A 20,190-nucleotide genomic window follows, 5' to 3' on the forward strand; every position below is an offset into this window, starting at 1 on the left:
GCCGTGTACGCGCGCTACCTCGTCACCGCGCTCGCCGCCGTCCTGCTGGTGACCAGCGGTGTCTTCGTCGTCGACGTCGACCCCGGGGAGGGGCCATCGGTCGTCGACTTCGACGACGCCATCACGATGAGCGACCTGACCCAGGCCGAACAGCGCGTCGTCAAGGAGCGCTCCCTGGCCGTGCCGCGGGCCGAGGTGTTCTACTCCCGCTACCGGTACGTCGTCGGCCACCAGGGGCTCTCCTCGCTCGTCACCGAGCTCGACCGGGACGGCCACGAGCGCCAGTTCGGCGTCCCGCTCTCCATCTACGTCACCGACTACGCGGACGCCGAACTCGCCGCCGGCGACGACGGCTTCCTGCGTGTGACCGGCGGCGACACGGACTGGGTCGCCGTCGAGAGCGCTCACTTCGTCGTCGACTCCGACGCGCGACATCCCGGGGGAGCCGCCGTCGTGCCGTTCTCCGAGCGAGCAGCGGCCGAGCAGTTCACCGACAGCTTCGGCGGCACCGTCGTCGGCTGGGAGGGTCTCCAGGCCCACTCGTTCGACCGGTCCGAGCTGTCCCTCGCCGCCGCCGAGCGACGCACTACGGATCGGCACGGCTGGGCGGACACCGCGGCGGCCGACGCCCGCCAGCTCCGTGACCGCCCCGTCTCCGTCGTCGTCGGGGAGGACGCCCCGACGCTCGCGGCGGCCATCGAACGGGCGCCGCCCAACACGACGGTCGTGCTCCCGGCCGGCGAGTACCACGACGTGAACCGGACCGTACGCAAACCACTCACCATCCGCGGGGCCGGTGTCAACGAGACCCGGCTCGTCGGCGACGGCAACGGGAGCGTCCTGCGCGCGTTCGACGCCCGGGTCGCCGTCACCGACCTCTCCATCCGCGGCATCGGCCAGCAGCAGGCCCGGCCGAACCTGACCGTCGACGCCGACGCGTGGGACGCACAGGTGCTCCGGGCCTACGGCTACGCCGCCTCCGGCATCGAGTTCGACGACGCTGGCGGCTCGTACGTCGCCGACGTGTACATCGAGACGCCCACGAACGGCGTGACGGTGCGCTACAGCGACGGCGTCGTCATCGAGGACGTGCGCGTCGACGGGGAGACGCCGTGGCGCGAAGGGTTCATGAGCACCATCACCGTCCACTCGCGCATGGTCGTGCAGGACTCGACGTTCGTCGGCGGCCGCGACGGCGTCTACATGCACCTCGGCGACGGCACGGTGGTCCGGAACAACAGCTTCGCGGACCTCCGCTTCGGCGTCCACGAGATGTACACCTCCGGGACGCTGGTCGCGAACAACACCGCGACGCGGACCCGGACCGGCGTCGTCGTGATGACGCTCCCCGAGGACAACGTCGTCACGCGCAACCACGTCACCGACAGCGCCGTCGGCATCGACGTCGCCGGGCGTGCCTCCTACGTCGTCGGGAACACCCTCGTCGACAACGAGGAGGGACTCGACGTCGGTTCGGACCGGTCTTTGTTCGCGCGGAACGTCGTCGTCGGCAACGACGTCGGCATCCGCGCTTCGACGCTCATCCCAACGAACGTCGTCACCGCGAACGACGTCGTCGGCAACGACCGCTACGTCTCCACCTCGCTCGGCCCGGTCCGCATCTGGACCGACGACGGTGCGGGCAACTACTGGGGTGGCGCACCCGGCGTCGACAGCGACCGCGACGGCTTCATCGACCGGCCGTTCCAACCGACCGGCGCGGTGGACCGGTACGCTGCCTCGTCGCCCGACGCCCACGTCCTCGCCACCTCGCCCGCGGTCCAGCTGCTCCGGTCCCAGGAGGGCTCGCTCCCCGGCCTCCGGAGCCGCGGGGTCGTCGACGAGGCACCACAGGTCCGGCCGGTGCGGCCCGCGGCGGTCGCGGCCGCACTGAACACCAGCGCGACGCGAGCAGGCACGGGGGTGCTGGCATGAGCGAGGACGCCGACGTTCCGGCGGCGTCCCACCCGGTCGCCACCGTCGACGACGTGGCGCTCGCGTTCGGCGACGTGACGGTCTTCGACGACGTATCGTTCACCCTCGAATCCGGCACCGTCACCGCGGTCGTCGGCCCGAACGGCTCCGGCAAGTCGACGCTCCTGCGGGTGCTCGCGGGACTGCTGCCCGCGACGGAGGGCTCGGTCGCGGTCGCGGCCACCGGCGACCGCCCGATCGGCTTCTGCCCTCAGGAGCCCGCGTTCCGGTCGGGCTTTACCGTCCGGGAGACGCTGTCGTTCTACGCCGAACTGCTCGCCGACGACCCGGACGTCGATGAGACGCTCGAACTCGTCGGGCTCGACGGCGTCGCCGACCGCCGGGTGGGCGCGCTCTCGGGCGGCATGAAGCGACTGCTCGGGATGGCCGGTGCGGTGCTCGGCGACCCGCCGCTGCTCGTGCTGGACGAGCCTGCGAGCGGGCTCGACCCGGCGATGCGGCGCCACATCTTCGAGACGGCCGACGCGTTCGCCGACCGCGGCGTCGCGGTCGTCCTCGCGACCCACCACCTCGTCGGGGCGGAGACCGCGGACCGGCTGCTCGTGCTCGACCGGAGCGACGTCATCGCCGACGGACCGCCGCAGTCGGTCATCGAGGACGCCGGTGCGGAGACGCTGGAGGCGGCCTTCCGCGGGATGGTCGGCGACGAACGCACGGTGCGAGCCGGACGAACCGGGACCGACGGACAGGCAGAGAGCGAGGGGTCGAACCCGGAGACGGAGGATGACGCATGAGCGGTGAGACCGACGACCTCTTCGCCGTGGTCGAGCGCGAGCTCACCATCGTCGCGCGGACGCCGGCCTACATCGCGACCGCGGTCGGCTTCGCCGCGGTCGTCTGGTGGCTCGCCTACGCCAGCAGCCTGACCGGCTACGTCCCGCTCGTCGCTGACCTGCTCACGCCCGTCGAGGTGCTCGTGCCGCTGCTCGCCGTGGCGTTCGGCTACCGGGCCATCCAGGCCGACGCGGCCTCGAAGGAGCTCGACGTGCTGCGGACGTACCCGCTCCGCCCCCGGACCTACGTCGTCGGCGTGTTCGTCGGGCGGGCGACGGCGGTGCTCTCGCTCGTGTTCGTCACGTTGCTCGTCGCCGGGCTGTTCGTGCCGCTGTTCGGCCCGCCCGCGAACCCGGTCATCGCGACCCACGGCGGCGACGGCCCCTTCGGAACCTACCTCCGGTTCGTCCTGCTCGCGACGTGCTACGCCGCCGTCGTGCTGGCCGCCGTCGTCGCCGTCTCGACGGTCGCTGCGCGGGGCCGGACCGTCATCGCGGCCGCCGTCGGCGTGTTCGTCCTCCTCACCGTGGGCCTCGACCTCGGACTGGTCGCCGCGCTCTCCTCGGGCGTGGTCGACCCCGACGCGCTCCGGTACCTGCTCGCGCTCAGCCCGAACAGCGCGTTCCGCGGGCTGACACTCGCGCTCTCCATCCGGACCGTCGAGGCCGCGACGCTCCCGGTCTCGGCCGTGCTCGCGAACGTCGTCGGGCTGGCGCTCTGGCTGGTTGGCTCGCTCGTGCTGGCGGCGCTGTCCGTCTGGTCGGACCCGCCGACCGAGCGCTGGCAGGTCGTCGAGACGCTGTCGGCCGGACGGGGGACAGATGCGTCCACGGACGCCGCCGCCGACCAGCGCGAGCCGGCGGCTGCGTCGGTCGAACAGTCAGTGGATGGCAGCGACGAGCGGTCGGGCGGAGCCGGTGCCCCCGACGGGTCGCCCGAGGACTAGTCCTTGCGGTACTCCTTCCGGTAGCCGCGGAACTCCGTTCGGTGGGCCTCCTCGTCGGCGAGGAGGGTCACCGCGAGGTCCTCGGTGACCGGGTCGTCGGCCGCCTCGGCCGCGTGGATGAGCGAGCGGTAGGTCTCGATGGCGTCCTCCTCGGCCTCGATGACGCCGTCGATGACCGCGAGCACGTCCGTCGTGTCCGCGGGCGGCTGGAGGCTCTCCTGGCTCGCCTCGAACGCCATCGACCCCGGCGGGGCGTCGTCGAGCTGCTTCAGCCGCTCGCCGAGCTGGCGCGCGTGGGTGAGCTCCTCCTGGATGTCCTGGTCGAGGCTCTCCTTGATCTCCTCGGCGCGGACGCCGTCGAGCACGATGGAGTTGGACATGTAGTTCATCACGGTCTCGATCTCGTCGCCGTACGCCTGCTTCAGGAGCTGGATTACCTGGTCCGACATGTGTACACTGACGGCGACCAGGCGTTTAACGCTGGGGTAGCCGGCCACCTGCGCCGGCGCTCGCCTCGGGCTGCCGCCCCGGCCGGAGCTGCAAACAATATAAGGAATGCATATCCGACAGTAGGCGACGCCCGCCCCGGATTTTCGCGACTGCCACGGTCGATGACCCGGTATCCCGCCCGACCAGGGACCTGTCACAGCACCAGGCTTATATAGGAGTTCGCACCTCCCAACGGGTACGATGTCTCACAACGACACTCGCTCTGACACCCGTCAGGGCGGTCGAGTTCTTCCAGGGCACCCTGGACGTAACTGACGAGTTCGACGCTGCACGAGTTTTCGACACCACACTGCGGGACGGCGAGCAGTCCCCGAGGACATCGTTCTCCTACGAGGACAAACGAGAGATAGCGGCCGTGCTGGACGAGATGGGTACCCACGTCATCGAGGCCGGGTTCCCCGTCAACTCCGACGCGGAGTTCGAGGCTGTCTCCGACATCGCCAGTCACACCGACGCGACGACCTGCGGGCTCGCCCGCGTCGTCGACAAGGACGTGGCGGCCGCACTGGACGCCGGCGTGGAGATGGTCCACGTCTTCGTCAGCACCTCCGACGTCCAGATAGAGGACTCGATGCACGCCACGAGGGAACAGGTCAAAGAACGCGCGATCGACGCCGTCGAGCAGGTCAAAGACGCCGGCGTCGACTGCATGTTCTCGCCCATGGACGCCACCCGGACCGACGAGGCGTTCCTGGTCGAGATGGTCGAGGCCGTCACCGAGGCGGGCACCGACTGGATCAACGTGCCGGACACCTGCGGGGTCGCCACGCCGCGGCGGTTCTACGACCTCATCGACACGGTGACCGGCCACACCGACGCACGGATCGACGTCCACACCCACGACGACTTCGGGCTGGCGACGGCGAACGCGCTGTCGGGCATCGAGGCCGGTGCCGAGCAGGCGCAGGTCTCGGTGAACGGCATCGGCGAGCGCGCCGGCAACGCCGCCTACGAGGAGTTCGTGATGGCCGTGGAGTCGGTGTACCAGACGGACACCGGCATCGACACGACGCGCATCACCGAGCTGAGCAAGCTGGTCGAGGCGCGCTCGGACATGCCGGTGCCGGCGAACAAGCCGGTCGTCGGCGACAACGCCTTCAGCCACGAGTCCGGCATCCACGCCGCGGGCGTCATCGAGAACAGCGACACGTTCGAACCCGGCGTGATGACCCCGGAGATGGTCGGCGCGACCCGCGAGCTGGTGCTGGGCAAGCACACGGGCGTCAACGCCGTCCGCGAGCACCTGGTCGAAGCGGGCTACGACCCGACCGAGAGCGAGGTCCGCGAGGTCACGCGAATGGTCAAGGACCGCGGTGCCGAGAAGGAACGGGTCACCGCGTCGACGGTCCGCGAGTTCGCACGCGATGTCGACATCGAGCGGGTCGAGGACCGGGAGGAGGTGTCGGTCTGATGCAGTGGGGCGGCAAGGACTGCACGACCGCCAACGTTTATATACCGGGCTCGCCCTACGTCTCCAGTAATGAGACGTCGACCGACTGTCCGGGGCCTGCCCCTCGACAGCGGTCGCGCCGTCGTACGTATTCTCGGTATTGTAGGGGCCGTCTAGCCCCTACAATCACCCCTCCACCGACCGTTTCTGCACCGACCTCAGACCCACAGCCGAGCGTCCGTACGACACCGATGCACACCGCCGACACACCCACACGAACCACAGCCACCCGTCGCCCGCCAGCCGCGGGTGACCACCGGTATCGCCCCACGACCAACACACCGTTCGACGGCCCGAGTCCATGAGCGAACGAGCGAGCACCGCACCCACGGACGGGGCGTCAGGTGAGGCGACACCGACCGAGGACGAGGAGCCCAAGCGCCCACGCACCGGCGCGACCTCGGTCGTCGAGGCGCTGGAGAACGCCGGCGTCGAGTACTGCTTCGGCGTGCAAGGCGGTGCGATCATGCCCGTCTACGACGCGCTCTACGACTCCCAGGCGGTGCGTCACGTGACGATGGCCCACGAACAGGGCGCAGCCCACGCGGCCGACGCCTACGGCATCGTCTCGGGCGAGCCGGGCGTCTGCATGGCCACGTCCGGCCCCGGCGCGACGAACCTCGTCACCGGCATCGCCGACGCCTCGATGGACTCCGACCCGGTCGTCGCACTGACCGGGCAGGTCCCGACCGAGTTCGTCGGCAACGACGCCTTCCAGGAGACGGACACGACCGGCGTCACGGCACCCATCACGAAGACGAACTACTTCGCCAGCGGTGCCGACACCGTCGGCGACGACGTGAGCGAGGCGTTCGGCCTCGCCGCCGCGGGCCGTCCCGGCCCGACGCTCGTCGACCTGCCGAAGGACGTCACGCAGGACGAGACCGACCACGAACCCGGGCCGCCGACCACGCCCGACACCTACCAGGTGACCGAGCGCGCGGACCCGTCGGCCGTCCGCGAGGCCGCCGACACCATCGAGGCCGCGAACAGGCCGTTGCTGCTCGTCGGTGGCGGCGTCATCAAGGGCGACGCCAGCGAGGAGGTCCGGCAGTTCGCGAAGACCTACGACGTGCCGGTGACGACGACGATGCCGGCTGTCGGCGCGTTCCCCGAGGACCACGAGCTGGCGCTCGAGATGGCGGGCATGCACGGCACCGGCTACGCCAACATGGCCATCACCCACACCGACTGCCTCGTCGCGGTGGGCTGCCGCTTCGACGACCGCCTGACCGGCGGCATCGAGACGTTCGCGCCCGACGCCGAGGTCGTCCACGTCGACATCGACCCGGCCGAGATCAGCAAGAACGTCAAGGCGGACTACCCGCTCGTCGGCGACGCCGCGACGGTCGTCACGCAGCTGGACGAGGCGATGCGTGCCGCGCCCGAGACGAAGAAGTGGCGCGCCACCTGCCAGCAGTGGAAGTCGGAGTACCCGATGGACTACTCGACGCCCGACGACGAGCCGCTGAAGCCGCAGTTCGTCGTCGAGGCGTTCGACGAGGCGACGGAGGACGACGCCATCGTCACGACCGGCGTCGGCCAGCACCAGATGTGGGCGGTCCAGTACTGGCAGTACACCGAGCCACGCACCTGGGTCTCCAGCCACGGGCTGGGGACGATGGGCTACGGCCTGCCCGCCGCCATCGGCGCGAAGGTCGCCGCCCCCGACACGCAGGTCGTCTCCTTCGAGGGCGACGGCTCGTTCCTGATGACGATGCAGGAGCTGTCGGTCGCGGTCCGCGAGAACCTCGACATCACCGTCGTCGTGCTGAACAACGAGCACATCGGGATGGTCCGCCAGTGGCAGGACGCGTTCTACGACCGCCGGCGGATGGCCTCCGAGTACCACTGGTGCCCGGACTTCGCCACCCTCGCGGAGGGGTTCGGCGCGAAGGGCATCACCGTCGCGGAGTACGACGAGGTCGCCGACGCAATCACCGAGGCGCTCGAGTACGACGGTCCCGCCGTGCTGGACTGCTACATCGACCCCGAGGAGAACGTCTATCCGATGGTCCCGAGCGGCGGCGACAACGGCCAGTTCGCGCTGGAGGAGGGTCACCTGTGAGCTCCGGACTGCCCGGGCCCGCTCCCGACGAGCGGGCGACGCCCGAGGGCCGACGGAACGCACAGGGCATCCGCATCGACCCAGCGGTCGAAGCGGAGCCGGCGACACGCCGTGCCGTCATCTCGGTGCTCGTCGAGCACGAGCCCGGCGTCCTCTCGAAGGTCTCCGGGCTGTTCAGCCGGCGGCAGTTCAACATCGAGAGCCTGACCGTCGGCCCGACCGAGGACGACTCCCGCGCCCGCATCACGGTCGTGACCGAGGAGTCCGACCCCGGCATCGACCAGATCGAGAAGCAGCTCCGGAAGCAGATCCCGGTCATCTCCGTCAAGGAGCTGCCAGGCAACGCCATCAACCGCGAGCTGGCGCTCGTGAAGGTCGAGGCCGAGAACCCCGACGAGGTCGCCGCGGTCGCGGAGATGTACGACGCGAACACCGTCGACGCGTGCCCGGAGACGGTCACCGTCGAGATCACCGGGAGCCGCCAGAAGATCGCCGCGGCCGTCGACACGTTCGAGCGCTTCGGCGTCCGCGAGGTCACCCGGACCGGCACCGCCGCGCTCGCCCGCGGCACCGAATCGACTACCGACGACACCACTCCGCAATCCACCAACCAATGACGACAGACGACTCCACGACGACGACAGTGTACACCGACGACGACGCCGACGCGAGCTACATCGACGGCAAGACCGTCGCCGTGCTCGGCTACGGCAGCCAGGGCCACGCCCACGCACAGAACCTCGCCGACAGCGGGGTCGACGTGGTCGTCGGCCTGCGCGAGGACTCCAGTTCCCGCGCGGCCGCCGAGGCCGACGGCCTGCCGGTCGAGACCCCACGCGACGCGGCCGAGACCGCCGATATCGTGTCGGTGCTCGTCCCCGACACCGTCCAGCCGGCGGTGTACGAGGAGATAGCGCCCGCGCTGGAGCCGGGTGACACCCTCCAGTTCGCCCACGGCTTCAACGTCCACTACAACCAGATCCGCCCCGCCGAGGGCGTGGACGTGACGATGATCGCGCCGAAGTCCCCGGGTCACATCGTCCGGCGCAACTACGAGCGCGGCGAGGGCACGCCCGGCCTGCTCGCGGTGTACCGGAACGCGACTGGTGAGGCGACCCAGGAGGCACTCGCGTACGCCCATGCCATCGGCTGCACCCGCGCGGGCGTCGTCGAGACGACGTTCCGCGAGGAGACCGAGACCGACCTGTTCGGCGAGCAGGCCGTCCTCTGTGGCGGCGTGACCTCGCTCATCAAGCAGGGCTACGAGACGCTCGTCGACGCGGGCTACAGCCCCGAGATGGCGTACTTCGAGTGCATGAACGAGATGAAGCTCATCGTCGACCTCATGTACGAGGGCGGGCTCGGCGAGATGTGGGATTCGGTCTCCGACACCGCCGAGTACGGTGGTCTGACCCGCGGCGACGAGATCGTCGACGAGCACGCCCGCGAGAACATGGAGGAGGTGCTCGAGGCCGTGCAGGACGGCACCTTCGCCCGCGAGTGGATCACCGAGAACCAGGCCGGCCGGCCGAGCTACGACCAGCTCCGGCAGGCCGAGACGGCCCACGACATCGAGGCCGTCGGCGAGGAGCTGCGCGGGCTCTTCGCGTGGGCCGACGACGAACCGACCGAACAAGAGGAGGACGCGACCCCGCCACAGGCGGACGACTGACAATGACCGAACGCACCCGCAAGCGAGAGACCAGCACCCAGAACCGAGCGATGAGCGACGTGAGCCACACCAACCCATACACCGGCGAGAGCATGGGGAAGGTGTTCGACCACGGAGTCACCATCGTCGCCGACGGCGGCCGCGACCCGACGCGTGAGGACGAGCGGCGGGCCGAACCGTTCGACGCCGACCCGGACGAGGACGGCGCGTCCGAGTCGCGCGACGACACCGACGGAGACGAGTCCGACGACGACCCGGACGTCATGGCCGACGTACGCCATCGGACCACGGAAGACGCCGCCGCCAACCGCGTGTTCGAGCGCGGGGGCGAGCATAGCGAACGGGACGACGACTGATGTCGAAGGGCACGCTCTACGACAAGGTCTGGGACCGCCACACGGTCACGGAGCTGCCGACCGGACAGACGCAGCTGTTCGTCGGCCTGCACCTCATCCACGAGGTGACGAGCCCGCAGGCGTTCGGGATGCTCGAGGAGCGCGACATGGCGGTCGCGTACCCCGAGCTCACGCACGCCACCGTCGACCACATCGTCCCCACGGCCGACCAGTCGCGTCCCTACGCCGACGATGCGGCCGAGCGGATGATGGCGGAACTGGAGGAGAACGTCCACGATGCGGGCATCGAGTTCTCCGACCCGACCTCGGGCAACCAGGGCATCGTCCACGTCATCGGGCCGGAGCAGGGGCTCACCCAGCCCGGCAAGACCATCGTCTGTGGCGACAGCCACACCTCGACCCACGGCGCGTTCGGCGCGCTCGCGTTCGGTATCGGCACGAGCCAGATCCGCGACGTGCTCGCGACCGGGACCATCGCGATGGAGAAGAAGGACGTGCGCAAGATCGAGGTAACGGGAGAACTCCCCGACGGCGTCGGTGCGAAGGACGTCATCCTCGAGATCATCCGGCGGCTCGGCACCGACGGCGGCGTCGGCTACGTCTACGAGTACGCCGGCGAGGCCATCGAGAACCTCGACATGGAGGGTCGCATGTCCATCTGCAACATGAGCATCGAGGGCGGTGCTCGCGCGGGCTACGTCAACCCCGACGAGACCACCTTCGAGTGGCTGCGGGACACGGAGTACTTCCAGAACAACCCCGAGACGTTCGACGAGCTGCTGCCGTACTGGGAGTCCGTCGCCAGCGACGACGACGCCGAGTACGACGACGTGGTCACCATCGACGGCAGCGAGCTGGAGCCGGTGGTCACCTGGGGCACCACGCCCGGGCAGGGCGTCGGCGTCACCGAACCCATCCCGGCTCCCGAGGACCTGCCCGCCGACAAGGCGGACACCGCCCGTCGCGCACAGGAGCACATGCGCGTCGAGCCCGGCGAGACGATGGACGGCTACCCCATCGACGTGGCGTTCCTCGGCTCCTGTACGAACGCCCGACTGCCCGACCTGCGCCGCGCGGCACGGGTCGTCGAGGGCCGCGAGGTCCACCCGGATGTCCGCGCGATGGTCGTCCCGGGCAGCCAGCGCGTCGCGCGGGCCGCCGAGGCGGAGGGCCTGCGCGAGGTCTTCGAGGCCGCCGGCTTCGACTGGCGCAACGCCGGCTGCTCGATGTGCCTCGGCATGAACGAGGACCAGCTGGAGGGCGACGAGGCCTGTGCCTCCTCCTCTAACCGGAACTTCGTCGGCCGCCAGGGGAGCAAGGACGGCCGCACCGTCCTGATGAACCCCCGGATGGTCGCCGCCGCGGCCGTCGAGGGCGAAGTGACCGACGTTCGCGAGGTCGAGAACACGGAGGTGGTCGTGGATGACTGATGGCCCTGCGGAGACCGTCGAACACGTCTCCGGCTCGGGTATCCCGGTGCGGGGCAACGACATCGACACCGACCAGATCATCCCGGCGCGGTTCATGAAGGTCGTCACGTTCGACGGCCTCGGCCAGTTCTCCTTTTTCGACCAGCGGTTCGACGACGACGACAACGAGAAGGACCACCCGATGAACGAGGACCGCTTCCGCGACGCCTCGGTGATGGTCGTCAACGCGAACTTCGGCTGTGGCTCGTCCCGCGAGCACGCCCCGCAGGCGCTCGTGCGCTGGGGCATCGACGCCATCGTCGGCGAGTCGTTCGCGGAGATCTTCGCGGGCAACTGCCTCGCGCTCGGCGTGCCGACGGTGACGGCCGACGCCGAGACCGTCGAAACCATCCAGGACTGGGTGGACGACAACCCGGACGGCGACGTCGACGTCGACGTCGCGGCCGAGACGGTCACCTACGGCGACACGACCGTCGATGTCACCGTCGACGACGCCCAGCGCAAGGCGCTCGTCGAGGGCGTCTGGGACACCACGGCGCTGATGAAGGCGAACGCCGAGGCGGTCGCGGAGACCGCCGCGAGCCTGCCGTACGTCGACACCGCCTGACCGGCTACGTTTCTCCCGTTTCCGTCGTCCCGAGCCCATCCGCGAGGAACGCCTTCACACGCGGCCAGGAGTCGGCCGCCGCGTGCGCCGTCGCCTTCGCGCGGTCGGCGGGCCCGACACCGGCCATCGGGACGTACGGCCGCCCGATGTAGTGGCCGGCGCCGTCGTAGGTGTGGTGCTCGAACCGGTGTGGGAACTCGGCCGCCTCCAGCCGGTCCATCGCGAGGGCGGAGAGGTACCGGGCCTGCCACACCTCATCGTCGCCGCCGGAGAGCAGCAGCACGGGGCCGTCCGTCTCCTCGACGTGGACCGTCGCGCGCTCGAGCTGCTCGTCGGTGAGCCCCTGTTCGACGGACGCGCCGGGTACGGGGTCGGCGACGACGTGCGGGACCGGTTCGCCGTCGTCCGTCCAGGCGGGCTCGCCCGAGGGCGTGTCCCACATGACGGCGCTGCCGGCGTACGAGACAACCGCGCCGACCCAGTCCCGGCGGGCGCCGAGCAGGAGGGCGAGTTCGGCGCCGCGCGACGCGCCGACGAGCCCGACCGGTCCCTCATGGACCCCAAGCTGGTCGCGCAGCCAGTCGACGGCGGTGTCGAAGTACGACAGCGGGACGTTGCGGTGGTCGTCGGGAATGGGGCCGCCCTCGCCGAAGTAGTCGATGGCGAGCGTGGCGTACCCCTCGTTCGCGAGGGCCTTCGCGGTCGAGTCCGAGAGCCGCCCGGCGGAGCCGTGGAGCTCGACGACGGCCGGGTGGGGCCCCTCGCCGGGTGGCTCGTACAGCGTGCCGACCACGTCGTCGTGGTCGACCGGGCGGGCTGTCACGCTCTCGTCGTACACCTGGCGGGTGATTGTCCGGCTCGCGGACCGGTCGCCCGCGGTGGCGCGGAGCTCGACGTCGATGGTCGGCTCGTCGCTGACGGCGGGGAAGCGCGTCTCCTCGTCGTCGGCGGCCATGGACCAGTACCACCCCATCGGCTCGACGCCGCCGTAGCTCCCCGATTCGGGGGCGTGGTCGGCGAGCGAGACGGTCCCGTCCCCGTCGGCGGTGAACGTCGCCTCGGAGCGCCAGGTCACGCCGTCGTGGGCGACGAGTTCGGCGGTGACCGTGACGGGCTCCCCGGCGGCGAGTCCGGACACCGCGACGGCGATTGCTTCGTCGTTCGGGCTGTGGGCTGGCGCGTGGACGGTGAGGCCGTCGGCGGCGGTCGGTGGCTGGTCGTCGACTGTACCGGGGTTCTGTGGTGTGTGTTCTGCCATGGTTGTCGATGGTCGCGGGGTGGTCGTGGGCTGTGCTGGCTCTGGGCCGGTCGCGGGGAGGACCGTCGCGGGGTCAGTCGAGGAACAGGCCCACGTCGTCGCCCGAGGGGCTGTCCTCGTCGAGCATGTGGTGGGGGTAGCTGTCGACCCACTCGACGGTCCACGACCCGTCCTCGGGTGGTGCGAGTTCGGGGTCGGCGGCGACCGGTTCGGCCGCGAGAACGAGGTGGGTCGTCACGTCGGCCGGGTCGCCCCCGCCACCGAGGACCTGCTCGGCGTGCCTGAGGCGCTCGACGCCGGTGATGCGGACGTCGATGCCGGCGACCTCGGAGACCTCGGCGCGTGCTGCTTCGGCCCAGTCGTCGTCGTGTTCGACCTTCGGGCTCGGGAGGACCGCGTTCTCCCCGCCACCGGCGACGATGAGCAGCAGGTCGCCCGCGTCGGTGGTGACGCCGACGATGGCGCGGCCGGCGTACTCCTCCTCGCAGTAGTCGTGGTCCTCGTGGACGAACTGCTGGGTGACCTCCTCGACGTCGTCGCGGGCCGCGAGTTCGGTCGGGTCGTTCGGCACTACAGTCGTGTCGTGTGTCGTGTCGTGCATCTGTAACGTGGGCAGCGGGGTCGCGTATCTCGGTCGACGAGCGACGTGGCTGTCGCTCGTCGTCGGGCGGTACACTGTCGTCAGCGGGAGTCCTGGCCTGTCGTGGGTGCCGGCTCGCTACCGGGAACAGTTGCTACTGGGGACTGATACAAGAAACTGCTGATTTCTATTCGCACTGCTCCTGCGTGTAAATATTCACATCCCGGGGATAAAAGTGTTGTGGTGGTGGCGTGGTCTCGGCGCGGCGCGCTGCCGCGACGATGGGGCCGTTCCCCCTCGGGTTCCACTGTCAGCGGGTCGGAGTGGGACGCCGGGCGTCCTGAGAGGCGACGTGGCGTCCCAACGGCTGCCGACGTTCGGTGTCGCGAGCATCGACCTGGAGCCGACTGCACTGAGCCGGTGTCGACGACCGTCGGCCGAACGGTCCCCCAACCGTCCAGCCGGCGACCGCCGACGGCATCGAGTGTCCGTGGTCGACAGGTGGTCTCGGGGTCTCCCCTGGTACGGTGGTCGGTGTCAGCGGACCACAGGACGACGGGCCCAGATGGGCACGGCGCGGGCGGTGGCTCCCGATGGGTCGTGACTGCGACGTCCCCTCCATCGGCGTCCGTCTCGTTGTGGGCCACGTGTACTTATCTCACCGACTGAGAGCGTGTTCACGCCGTGCCGAGAAGTATCAGAACCGATATGATTGTAGTGTGGCACCTCGTCGCAAAGATTTAACAGAACTCCCTCCCGTGGCACGATATGGACCTGTCGGCCGAACCCGACGAAATCGAAGTCATCGCACGACGGGTCGAGTTCCTGGAGCGCCTGCAGACCGGCCCCGCCCACAAGCCCGACCTGGTCGAGAGCCTCGACCACTCGCGCTCGACGGTCGACCGGGCGGTGAAGGAGCTGGACGAGGCCGGACTGGTGACCCGGGAGACCGAGGGGTACGTGACGACACAGGCCGGACGGCTCGCGGCCGAACGATACCGGTCGTTCCTTCTCGACCAGCAGCAGATACTCGCCGCCAGAGACGTGCTCGAGGCCATCCCCCCGGACCGACCGGTACCGCTCGAACTGGTCACCCGGGCCACCGAGGCCTCGACGGACGGCCCGTACCGGCTGTTCGAACATCTCGCCGCCCGCCTGCGCGATGCCGACCGCTATCGTGCCGTCGTCCCCCACTTCGCGGACTCGCGACACCTGCGTCTCTGCCACGCCCGGGCGGTGCGCGACGGGACCCCTGTGACCGTCCACACGAGCGCGGACGAGCTGTCGCGACTCCGCGAGGAGTTCCCCTACATGGTCGCCGAACTCGCCGACTCGTCGGCGTTCAGCGCCCGGACCGGCGACGTCCCGCCCGTGGGGCTCGTCCTCACCGACGCCCCCGAGACGGCGGTCACACTGGTCGCCTACGGCGGCGACGACGTCGCGGGGTTCCTCCACACCGACGACGAGGACGCCGTCGCGTGGGCGGAGCAGCGGTACGAGTCGATCGCCGCGGACACCCACGAGGCGACCGCGGCGCTCCGGGACGCGGCCACGGACACGGACCTGCCGTCGCTGACCGGCGGGCGTCTCCCGACGACGCTCCGTTCCGAGGGATTCGTCCGGGTGGACGACCGCTACTTCGAGCGCCGGGAACCGATGTCGCCGGCGACCGCGTGTCGGGCCGGACTCGGACTTCCCGAGGTCCACGCCGGCTACGCCGTCGACCGGACCAGGGACGGCGATTCGGTGACCGGGACACTCCTCGACCGCGTCCGCGACGGCGAGTCGGTCGCGCTCGTCGGGCCGCCGGGGACCGGCAAGAGCACGCTCTGCCGCCGCGTCGCCTGCCGGTTCAACGAGCACGACGACGCTGCCGTGCTCTACCGGCGGAGCGCGGGCGGCCAGCCGTTCGAGTCGCGCGCCACCCTCGACGCGTTCATCGAGACGACCCGGGGCCCCGTCCTCGTCGTCGCCGAGGACGCGGTCCGCGCGACCGCGAACACGGTGTTCGAGGTGATGCGGGACTTCGACGGCGACGACGACGTTGCGTTCCTCGTCGACGCCCGCGAGTCGGAGTGGCGCGACCCCGACGAGTTCCCGATGGACGCGCGCCTCGAGTCGTTCCGCCACGAGGCTGTCGAGACGGTGACGATGCCGCCGCTCACCGACGCCGACGTCGAGCGCGTGGTGGCGCGCGTCGACGACCTGACCGACGAGGCGCTCGCCGTCCCCGTCGCGGACGTCGTGCGCGACGTGCGGTCGGAGAGTCCCGGCACCATCTCGCTGCTGTTCCACCGCCTCGCGAGCTACGTCGAGCCACTCGCCCCCTACGAGCCCGGGACGCCCTCGACCCTCGACGAGGACGTCGACCGGCTCCGACGGGACCTCGACGACTGCGGCGACCTGGCAGTCGAGGTCGGCATCCTCGCGAACGTGCTCAACGCGGCCGGCCTCCCGGTCGCGGAGCCGTACCTGCGTGCGGGCGGCCGCGACCCGGACGACGAGACGGCTGCGACGGTCGACGAGGCGCTCTCGCGGCTGCACGGCCACGTCCTGTTCGGCTCGCCGACCGACGGCGCGACCGGCTACCGCTCGGTCGCCGAGACGTGGTCGACCCGCTACCTCGAACGCGTCGGCGACGACCGCGAGGACGCGTCGGACCGGTTCGCGGCCGCGGTGAACGGCCTGTTCGGTCTCGCGGACAGCCCGGACGACCGGGCGGCCGTCGCCGCAGCAGCCAGCCGCCACACGGCGGCGCTGGACGGCATCGTCGCCGACCCGACCGACTGGGCCGACGAGGCCGTCACGACGGTGTTCGACCTCGGCACGTCGGCGCCGAAGCTCGCACCCCTGTTCGGGACGACCGACGCGTCAGCCATCGAACTACCCGAGGCGTGCTCGGACGAGACGCGGCTACGGGCCATCGAGGCCCGTGGCGAGCTGTTCACCGGAGCCGGTGCACTCGACCGGGCGAGCGCCGAGTTCGAGACCCTCGTCGAGGCGGCGCGCGACTGCCCCGATGTCGACACCGACGAACGCCGGCTGACCGCGCTGTACGGCCGGTGTCAGATCGCCCGCCGCCGTGGGGAGCACGAGGCGGCGGAGCGTCACGCCCGCGAACGCCGGTCCCTCGCCGAGTCGCTCGACTCCCCACGCGAGGTGGCCCAGAGCCGCCTCCTCCTCGGGCAGATCGCCCACGGGCGGGGCGACCTCGACGAGGCCGAGGCCGAGCTCTCGGCGGCGCTGGAGACGTTCGAGGCGCTCGAGGAACCACGTGGGGAGGCGGAGACGCGACGCGAACGGGGGCTCGTGGCCGCGTACCGGGGCGACCACGGGACCGCGGCCGACCACCTCCGGCGGAGCCTCGAGCGGTACCGCGACCTGGACGACCGCCGCGGCGAGGCGTCCGTCCTGAGCCACCTCGGCGAGCTCGACCGCCAACGCCGCGACGTCGAGACTGCCAGCGAGCGGTTCCTCCGCGCGCTCGAACTCGCACGGGACCTCGGTGACCGGGCGCTCGAGGGGGAGAGCCTGGCCACCCTGGCGAACCTCGAACTCACGGCCGGCGACCTCGACGCGGCCGAGCGGCACGTCGAGCAGGCCATCGAGGTCGCCCGCGAGATAGACGAACGCGCGGTCGTCCCTGCACTGTTCGGGACGTTCGGGGACGTCGAGTACGAACGCGGGAACGACGCCGCCGCCCGCGAGCACTACGAACGCGGGCTCGCCCCCGCGGCGGAAGCCGGCGACAGCCGGACGGCGGCGATTCTGCGCCGCGGGCGAGCACTCGTCCTGGCCCGCGACGGCGACGCCGGGCAGGCACTCGAGGACGCGGAGCGGGCGGTCGAACTCGCCGAGGAGGTGGGCGACCGGGCCGTGCAGGTACGGTCGCGCTGTGCGCTGGCGACCGCCCGCCGGGAGCACGGCGAGTACGAAGCGGCGGTCGGCGCACTCGACCGGGCCCACGACCTCGTCTCGGCAGGTGGGCAACCGACCGCCGTCGCGCTCGTCGCGACCGAACGCGGCGTCACCGAGCGGGAGCGCGGCGACCTCGCGGCCGCAGCGGCGGCACTCGAGCGCGCACTCGACGCGCTCGAGGGTAGCCACGCGGCGGGTTCGACCGCCCGGGCACGCTTCGAGCGGGGGCTGACCGCGCTCGCGGCCGACGAGCCGGCGGTGGCCCGCGAGCACCTCGCCGACGCCGTGCCGTACTTCCTCAGCGTGGGCGCGGACGGACGCGCGGAGGACGCGGTCGAGGGGCTCGTCGACGCGTGTGCCGCGGTCGACGACCGCGAGACGGCAGCCGAGTGGTGCGAACGGGCCCGTGACGCCGGCGTGGCGGTCAGCCTCGGCGAGCGGTGGGCGCGTCGCGACCTCTGACCGGGGCCGGCCCCGCCTCGCACGACCCCGCACCCGCGGCGACACGGTGCTGGCGGATGTGGCCCCTTCCGGAATCCTGATTTGAGCACGACGAGTGGCTTCGGTCATGACAGAGACAATCGCTGTCGTGCCCGGCGACGGCATCGGCCAGGAGGTCGTCCCGGTCGCCGTCGACGTGCTCGACGCGGTCGGCGAGTTCGAGTTCGTCCACGGCGAGGCAGGCGACGCGACGAAGGCGGAGACGGGCAGTGCACTCCCCGAGGAGACGTACGAGCTCGTCGCCGAGGCCGACGCGACGCTGTTCGGCGCGGCCGGCGAGACCGCCGCCGACGTGGTGCTCCCGCTCCGGGAGGCAGTCGGCTCCTTCGTCAACGTCCGGCCGGCGCGCGCGTACCCCGGCGTCGACGCGCTCCGGCCCGAGACCGACCTCGTCTTCCTGCGAGAGAACACCGAGGGGGTCTACGCCGGCCACGAGGACCGGCTCTCCGACGACCTCTCGACGCTCACCCGGGTCGTCACGACCTCGGCCTCCGAACGACTCGCCGAGTTCGCCTGCGACTACGTCGACGACCGCGGCCTCGACGGCTTCCACGTCGCCCACAAGGCGAACGTGATGCGCGAGACTGACGGCCGGTTCCGGGACGCCGTCGTCGGGGTCGCCGACGAGCACGGCGTCGAGACCGAGGCGGTGCTGATGGACGCCTTCGCGACCCACGTCTGCCTCGACCCCGAGCAGTTCGACGTCGTCGTCTGCCCGAACCTCGCGGGCGACGTGCTCTCGGACCTCGCGGCCGGCCTCGTCGGCGGCCTCGGGCTGCTCCCCTCGGCCAACGTCGGCCCCGAGAACGGCCTGTTCGAGCCGGTCCACGGGAGCGCCCCCGACATCGCCGGCGAGGGCGTCGCGAACCCGTCCGCGACCCTGCTCTCGGCCGCGATGCTCCTCTCGCACCTCGGCTACGACGACGAGGGCGACCGCGTCCGCGCCGCCGTCGAGGACGTACTCGCCGAGGGCCCCCACACGCCTGACCTCGGCGGCGAGGCCTCGACGGAGGACGTGGCGGACGCCGTGCTGGCCAGGCTCTGAGGTAGAGTTTTCCGTTCCCACGTCGTATGCGTTCGCATGCCAGAGATAGAGCTCCGCGAGGAGACGGTGGGACGACTCGACAGTCTCCGCGTCGACGACGAGAGCTACGACGAGCTCGTCACGGAGCTGATGAACATCTACGAGGCGGAGGAGCTGACGATGTTCCGGTCGGGCGACGGCTAGGGCCCGTCGTCGGTCGGTGCCTGCGCCGCGACCGCACAGATCTCCGCCCAGCGGCCCTTCGACTCCAGATGTGCCTGGAGCTCCTCGCCGTACCGTCCCGCGAGCTCGCTGGCCGCGTCGATACGCTCCTGGTCGGGTTCGTCCTCCCCGCCGTCGCCACCCATCCCGAGTGCCGACTTGACGGAGTCCACGATGCCGCCCCCGCCGGAGCCGCGGTCGCGTGACCCGCCGCCGGGCGCGCCGCCCATCGCCTGCATCTGGGCGTTGATGTCGTCGAGTTCGGGCACGATGGTCGCCACCTTCTCCGTGTTCGCCACGATACGGGCGTCCGCCGGCGACTCGGGGTTCTCTATCTCGAACTCGACCGCGCTCATGATGAGGTTCCACTCTTGGTTGGAGAACTCCGAGTCGATCACGTCCTGGGTGAACTCCTTGTCGACCGTCATGCGCTCGCCGACGACCTGGTCCGTCCAGCGGTTGTTCATGTCACGACGTTTCGTGAGCATCCGTATCAGGATTGCGCTCGCGCGCACGACCGCCGCCCCCGGGCAAGAATTTTTCTCCCGTTCACACGGCGGTGTTCAGATAAGGATTGAAAGGTGAGGCGGAGCAGTTTTCTAGTGCTCTATGCCAGAAAATGCCCGCCTCAACGACTCTTTGGACGAGATCGAGTTAGGTTTTGTGGAGCGAGAAGCAACACCGCGACTGTTGATGAAGCTCAGTATTCAACTACATCTTGCTGGTCTCTCGCTTTCGAATACTGTTTCGATTCTCGAACTGTTCGGTGTTGACCGCGTCAAATCGACCGTCCACAACTGGGTGCATAAGGCTGATCTACAGCCCGAGGACGGTCACTCGCCGGATCACGTCGCGGTCGACGAGACCGTGATCCAACTC

General features: G+C 70.5%; 17 protein-coding genes and 1 pseudogene. 14 read left to right on the top strand and 4 right to left on the bottom strand.

Annotated elements, in window-relative coordinates; translation table 11 throughout:
• Positions 1-3: 3 nt before the first annotated feature.
• From BLT27_RS05285 to BLT27_RS05295, 3 genes are read left to right on the top strand one after another with little or no spacing between them, the layout of a single operon-like run.
• Positions 4-1,935 (top strand): NosD domain-containing protein, encoded by a 1,932-nt coding sequence (locus tag BLT27_RS05285; protein ID WP_089731993.1) that lies wholly within the window; start codon positions 4-6, stop codon positions 1,933-1,935.
• Positions 1,932-2,729 carry an ABC transporter ATP-binding protein gene (locus BLT27_RS05290; protein ID WP_089731994.1) on the top strand — a complete coding sequence of 266 codons (798 nt, stop codon included), beginning with the start codon at positions 1,932-1,934 and terminating at the stop codon, positions 2,727-2,729. Before BLT27_RS05285 ends, BLT27_RS05290 begins: the two co-directional genes overlap by 4 nt.
• A complete protein-coding gene (locus tag BLT27_RS05295) occupies positions 2,726-3,715 on the top strand; it encodes an ABC transporter permease (RefSeq protein WP_089731995.1) in 990 nt (329 codons plus the stop codon). Before BLT27_RS05290 ends, BLT27_RS05295 begins: the two co-directional genes overlap by 4 nt.
• On the opposite strand, the gene BLT27_RS05300 is transcribed toward BLT27_RS05295, so the two are convergent.
• Positions 3,712-4,164, bottom strand: a complete 453-nt coding sequence (locus BLT27_RS05300) for a ferritin-like domain-containing protein (RefSeq protein ID WP_089731996.1) — start codon at positions 4,162-4,164, stop codon at positions 3,712-3,714. The genes BLT27_RS05295 and BLT27_RS05300 overlap by 4 nt on opposite strands.
• Before the next feature lie 263 nt (positions 4,165-4,427).
• On the opposite strand from BLT27_RS05300, the gene BLT27_RS05305 reads away from it, so the two are divergent.
• The 7 genes from BLT27_RS05305 (at position 4,428) to leuD (ending at position 11,808) form a co-directional block, all read left to right on the top strand.
• A complete protein-coding gene (locus tag BLT27_RS05305; protein WP_089731997.1) occupies positions 4,428-5,636 on the top strand; it encodes a LeuA family protein in 1,209 nt (402 codons plus the stop codon).
• A 340-nt stretch (positions 5,637-5,976) separates the two neighbouring features.
• Positions 5,977-7,743 (top strand): biosynthetic-type acetolactate synthase large subunit, encoded by a 1,767-nt coding sequence (gene ilvB, locus BLT27_RS05310; protein ID WP_089731998.1) that lies wholly within the window; start codon positions 5,977-5,979, stop codon positions 7,741-7,743.
• A complete protein-coding gene (gene ilvN / locus BLT27_RS05315; RefSeq protein WP_089731999.1) occupies positions 7,740-8,360 on the top strand; it encodes an acetolactate synthase small subunit in 621 nt (206 codons plus the stop codon). Before ilvB ends, ilvN begins: the two co-directional genes overlap by 4 nt.
• Positions 8,357-9,415 carry a ketol-acid reductoisomerase gene (gene ilvC / locus BLT27_RS05320; RefSeq protein WP_089732000.1) on the top strand — a complete coding sequence of 353 codons (1,059 nt, stop codon included), beginning with the start codon at positions 8,357-8,359 and terminating at the stop codon, positions 9,413-9,415. Before ilvN ends, ilvC begins: the two co-directional genes overlap by 4 nt.
• 2 nt (positions 9,416-9,417) lie before the next feature.
• Entirely contained in the window at positions 9,418-9,771 is a 354-nt protein-coding gene (locus tag BLT27_RS05325) for a DUF7989 family protein (RefSeq protein ID WP_175526389.1), read from the top strand.
• Positions 9,771-11,201 carry a 3-isopropylmalate dehydratase large subunit gene (gene leuC, locus BLT27_RS05330; RefSeq protein WP_089732001.1) on the top strand — a complete coding sequence of 477 codons (1,431 nt, stop codon included), beginning with the start codon at positions 9,771-9,773 and terminating at the stop codon, positions 11,199-11,201. The genes BLT27_RS05325 and leuC overlap by 1 nt, the downstream gene beginning before the upstream one ends.
• Positions 11,194-11,808: a 3-isopropylmalate dehydratase small subunit gene (gene leuD / locus BLT27_RS05335; protein WP_089732002.1), complete on the top strand. Its 615-nt coding sequence runs from the start codon at positions 11,194-11,196 to the stop codon at positions 11,806-11,808. Before leuC ends, leuD begins: the two co-directional genes overlap by 8 nt.
• A 4-nt stretch (positions 11,809-11,812) precedes the next feature.
• Here leuD and BLT27_RS05340 read toward each other — a convergent pair whose 3' ends face one another.
• Entirely contained in the window at positions 11,813-13,066 is a 1,254-nt protein-coding gene (locus BLT27_RS05340) for an acyl-CoA thioesterase/bile acid-CoA:amino acid N-acyltransferase family protein (protein WP_089732003.1), read from the bottom strand.
• 73 nt (positions 13,067-13,139) lie between these two features.
• Complete coding sequence (locus BLT27_RS05345; protein ID WP_089732004.1) at positions 13,140-13,667, bottom strand: hypothetical protein; 528 nt, start codon at positions 13,665-13,667, stop codon at positions 13,140-13,142.
• A gap of 747 nt (positions 13,668-14,414) precedes the next feature.
• Here BLT27_RS05345 and BLT27_RS05350 point away from each other — a divergent pair.
• The 3 genes from BLT27_RS05350 to BLT27_RS19660 all read left to right on the top strand — a co-directional run bounded on the left by BLT27_RS05350 (position 14,415) and on the right by BLT27_RS19660 (position 19,293).
• The gene (locus BLT27_RS05350; protein WP_089732005.1) at positions 14,415-18,026 is read left to right on the top strand and encodes a tetratricopeptide repeat protein; all 3,612 of its coding nucleotides are present in this window, start codon (positions 14,415-14,417) and stop codon (positions 18,024-18,026) included.
• Between the two features lie 106 nt (positions 18,027-18,132).
• Positions 18,133-19,110 carry a 3-isopropylmalate dehydrogenase gene (leuB, locus tag BLT27_RS05355; protein ID WP_089732006.1) on the top strand — a complete coding sequence of 326 codons (978 nt, stop codon included), beginning with the start codon at positions 18,133-18,135 and terminating at the stop codon, positions 19,108-19,110.
• Between the two features lie 36 nt (positions 19,111-19,146).
• Positions 19,147-19,293, top strand: a complete 147-nt coding sequence (locus tag BLT27_RS19660; protein ID WP_175526390.1) for a DUF7557 family protein — start codon at positions 19,147-19,149, stop codon at positions 19,291-19,293.
• Here BLT27_RS19660 and BLT27_RS05360 read toward each other — a convergent pair.
• Positions 19,290-19,778: a DUF5799 family protein gene (locus BLT27_RS05360; RefSeq protein ID WP_089732017.1), complete on the bottom strand. Its 489-nt coding sequence runs from the start codon at positions 19,776-19,778 to the stop codon at positions 19,290-19,292. The two genes, BLT27_RS19660 and BLT27_RS05360, sit on opposite strands and share 4 nt — an antisense overlap.
• A 142-nt stretch (positions 19,779-19,920) precedes the next feature.
• On the opposite strand from BLT27_RS05360, the pseudogene BLT27_RS05365 reads away from it, so the two are divergent.
• Positions 19,921-20,190, top strand: a pseudogene (locus BLT27_RS05365) (IS6 family transposase); the annotation flags it as partial.

The organism is Haloarchaeobius iranensis, assembly GCF_900103505.1.
In the GTDB taxonomy this organism is placed as follows: Archaea; Halobacteriota; Halobacteria; order Halobacteriales; family Natrialbaceae; genus Haloarchaeobius; species Haloarchaeobius iranensis.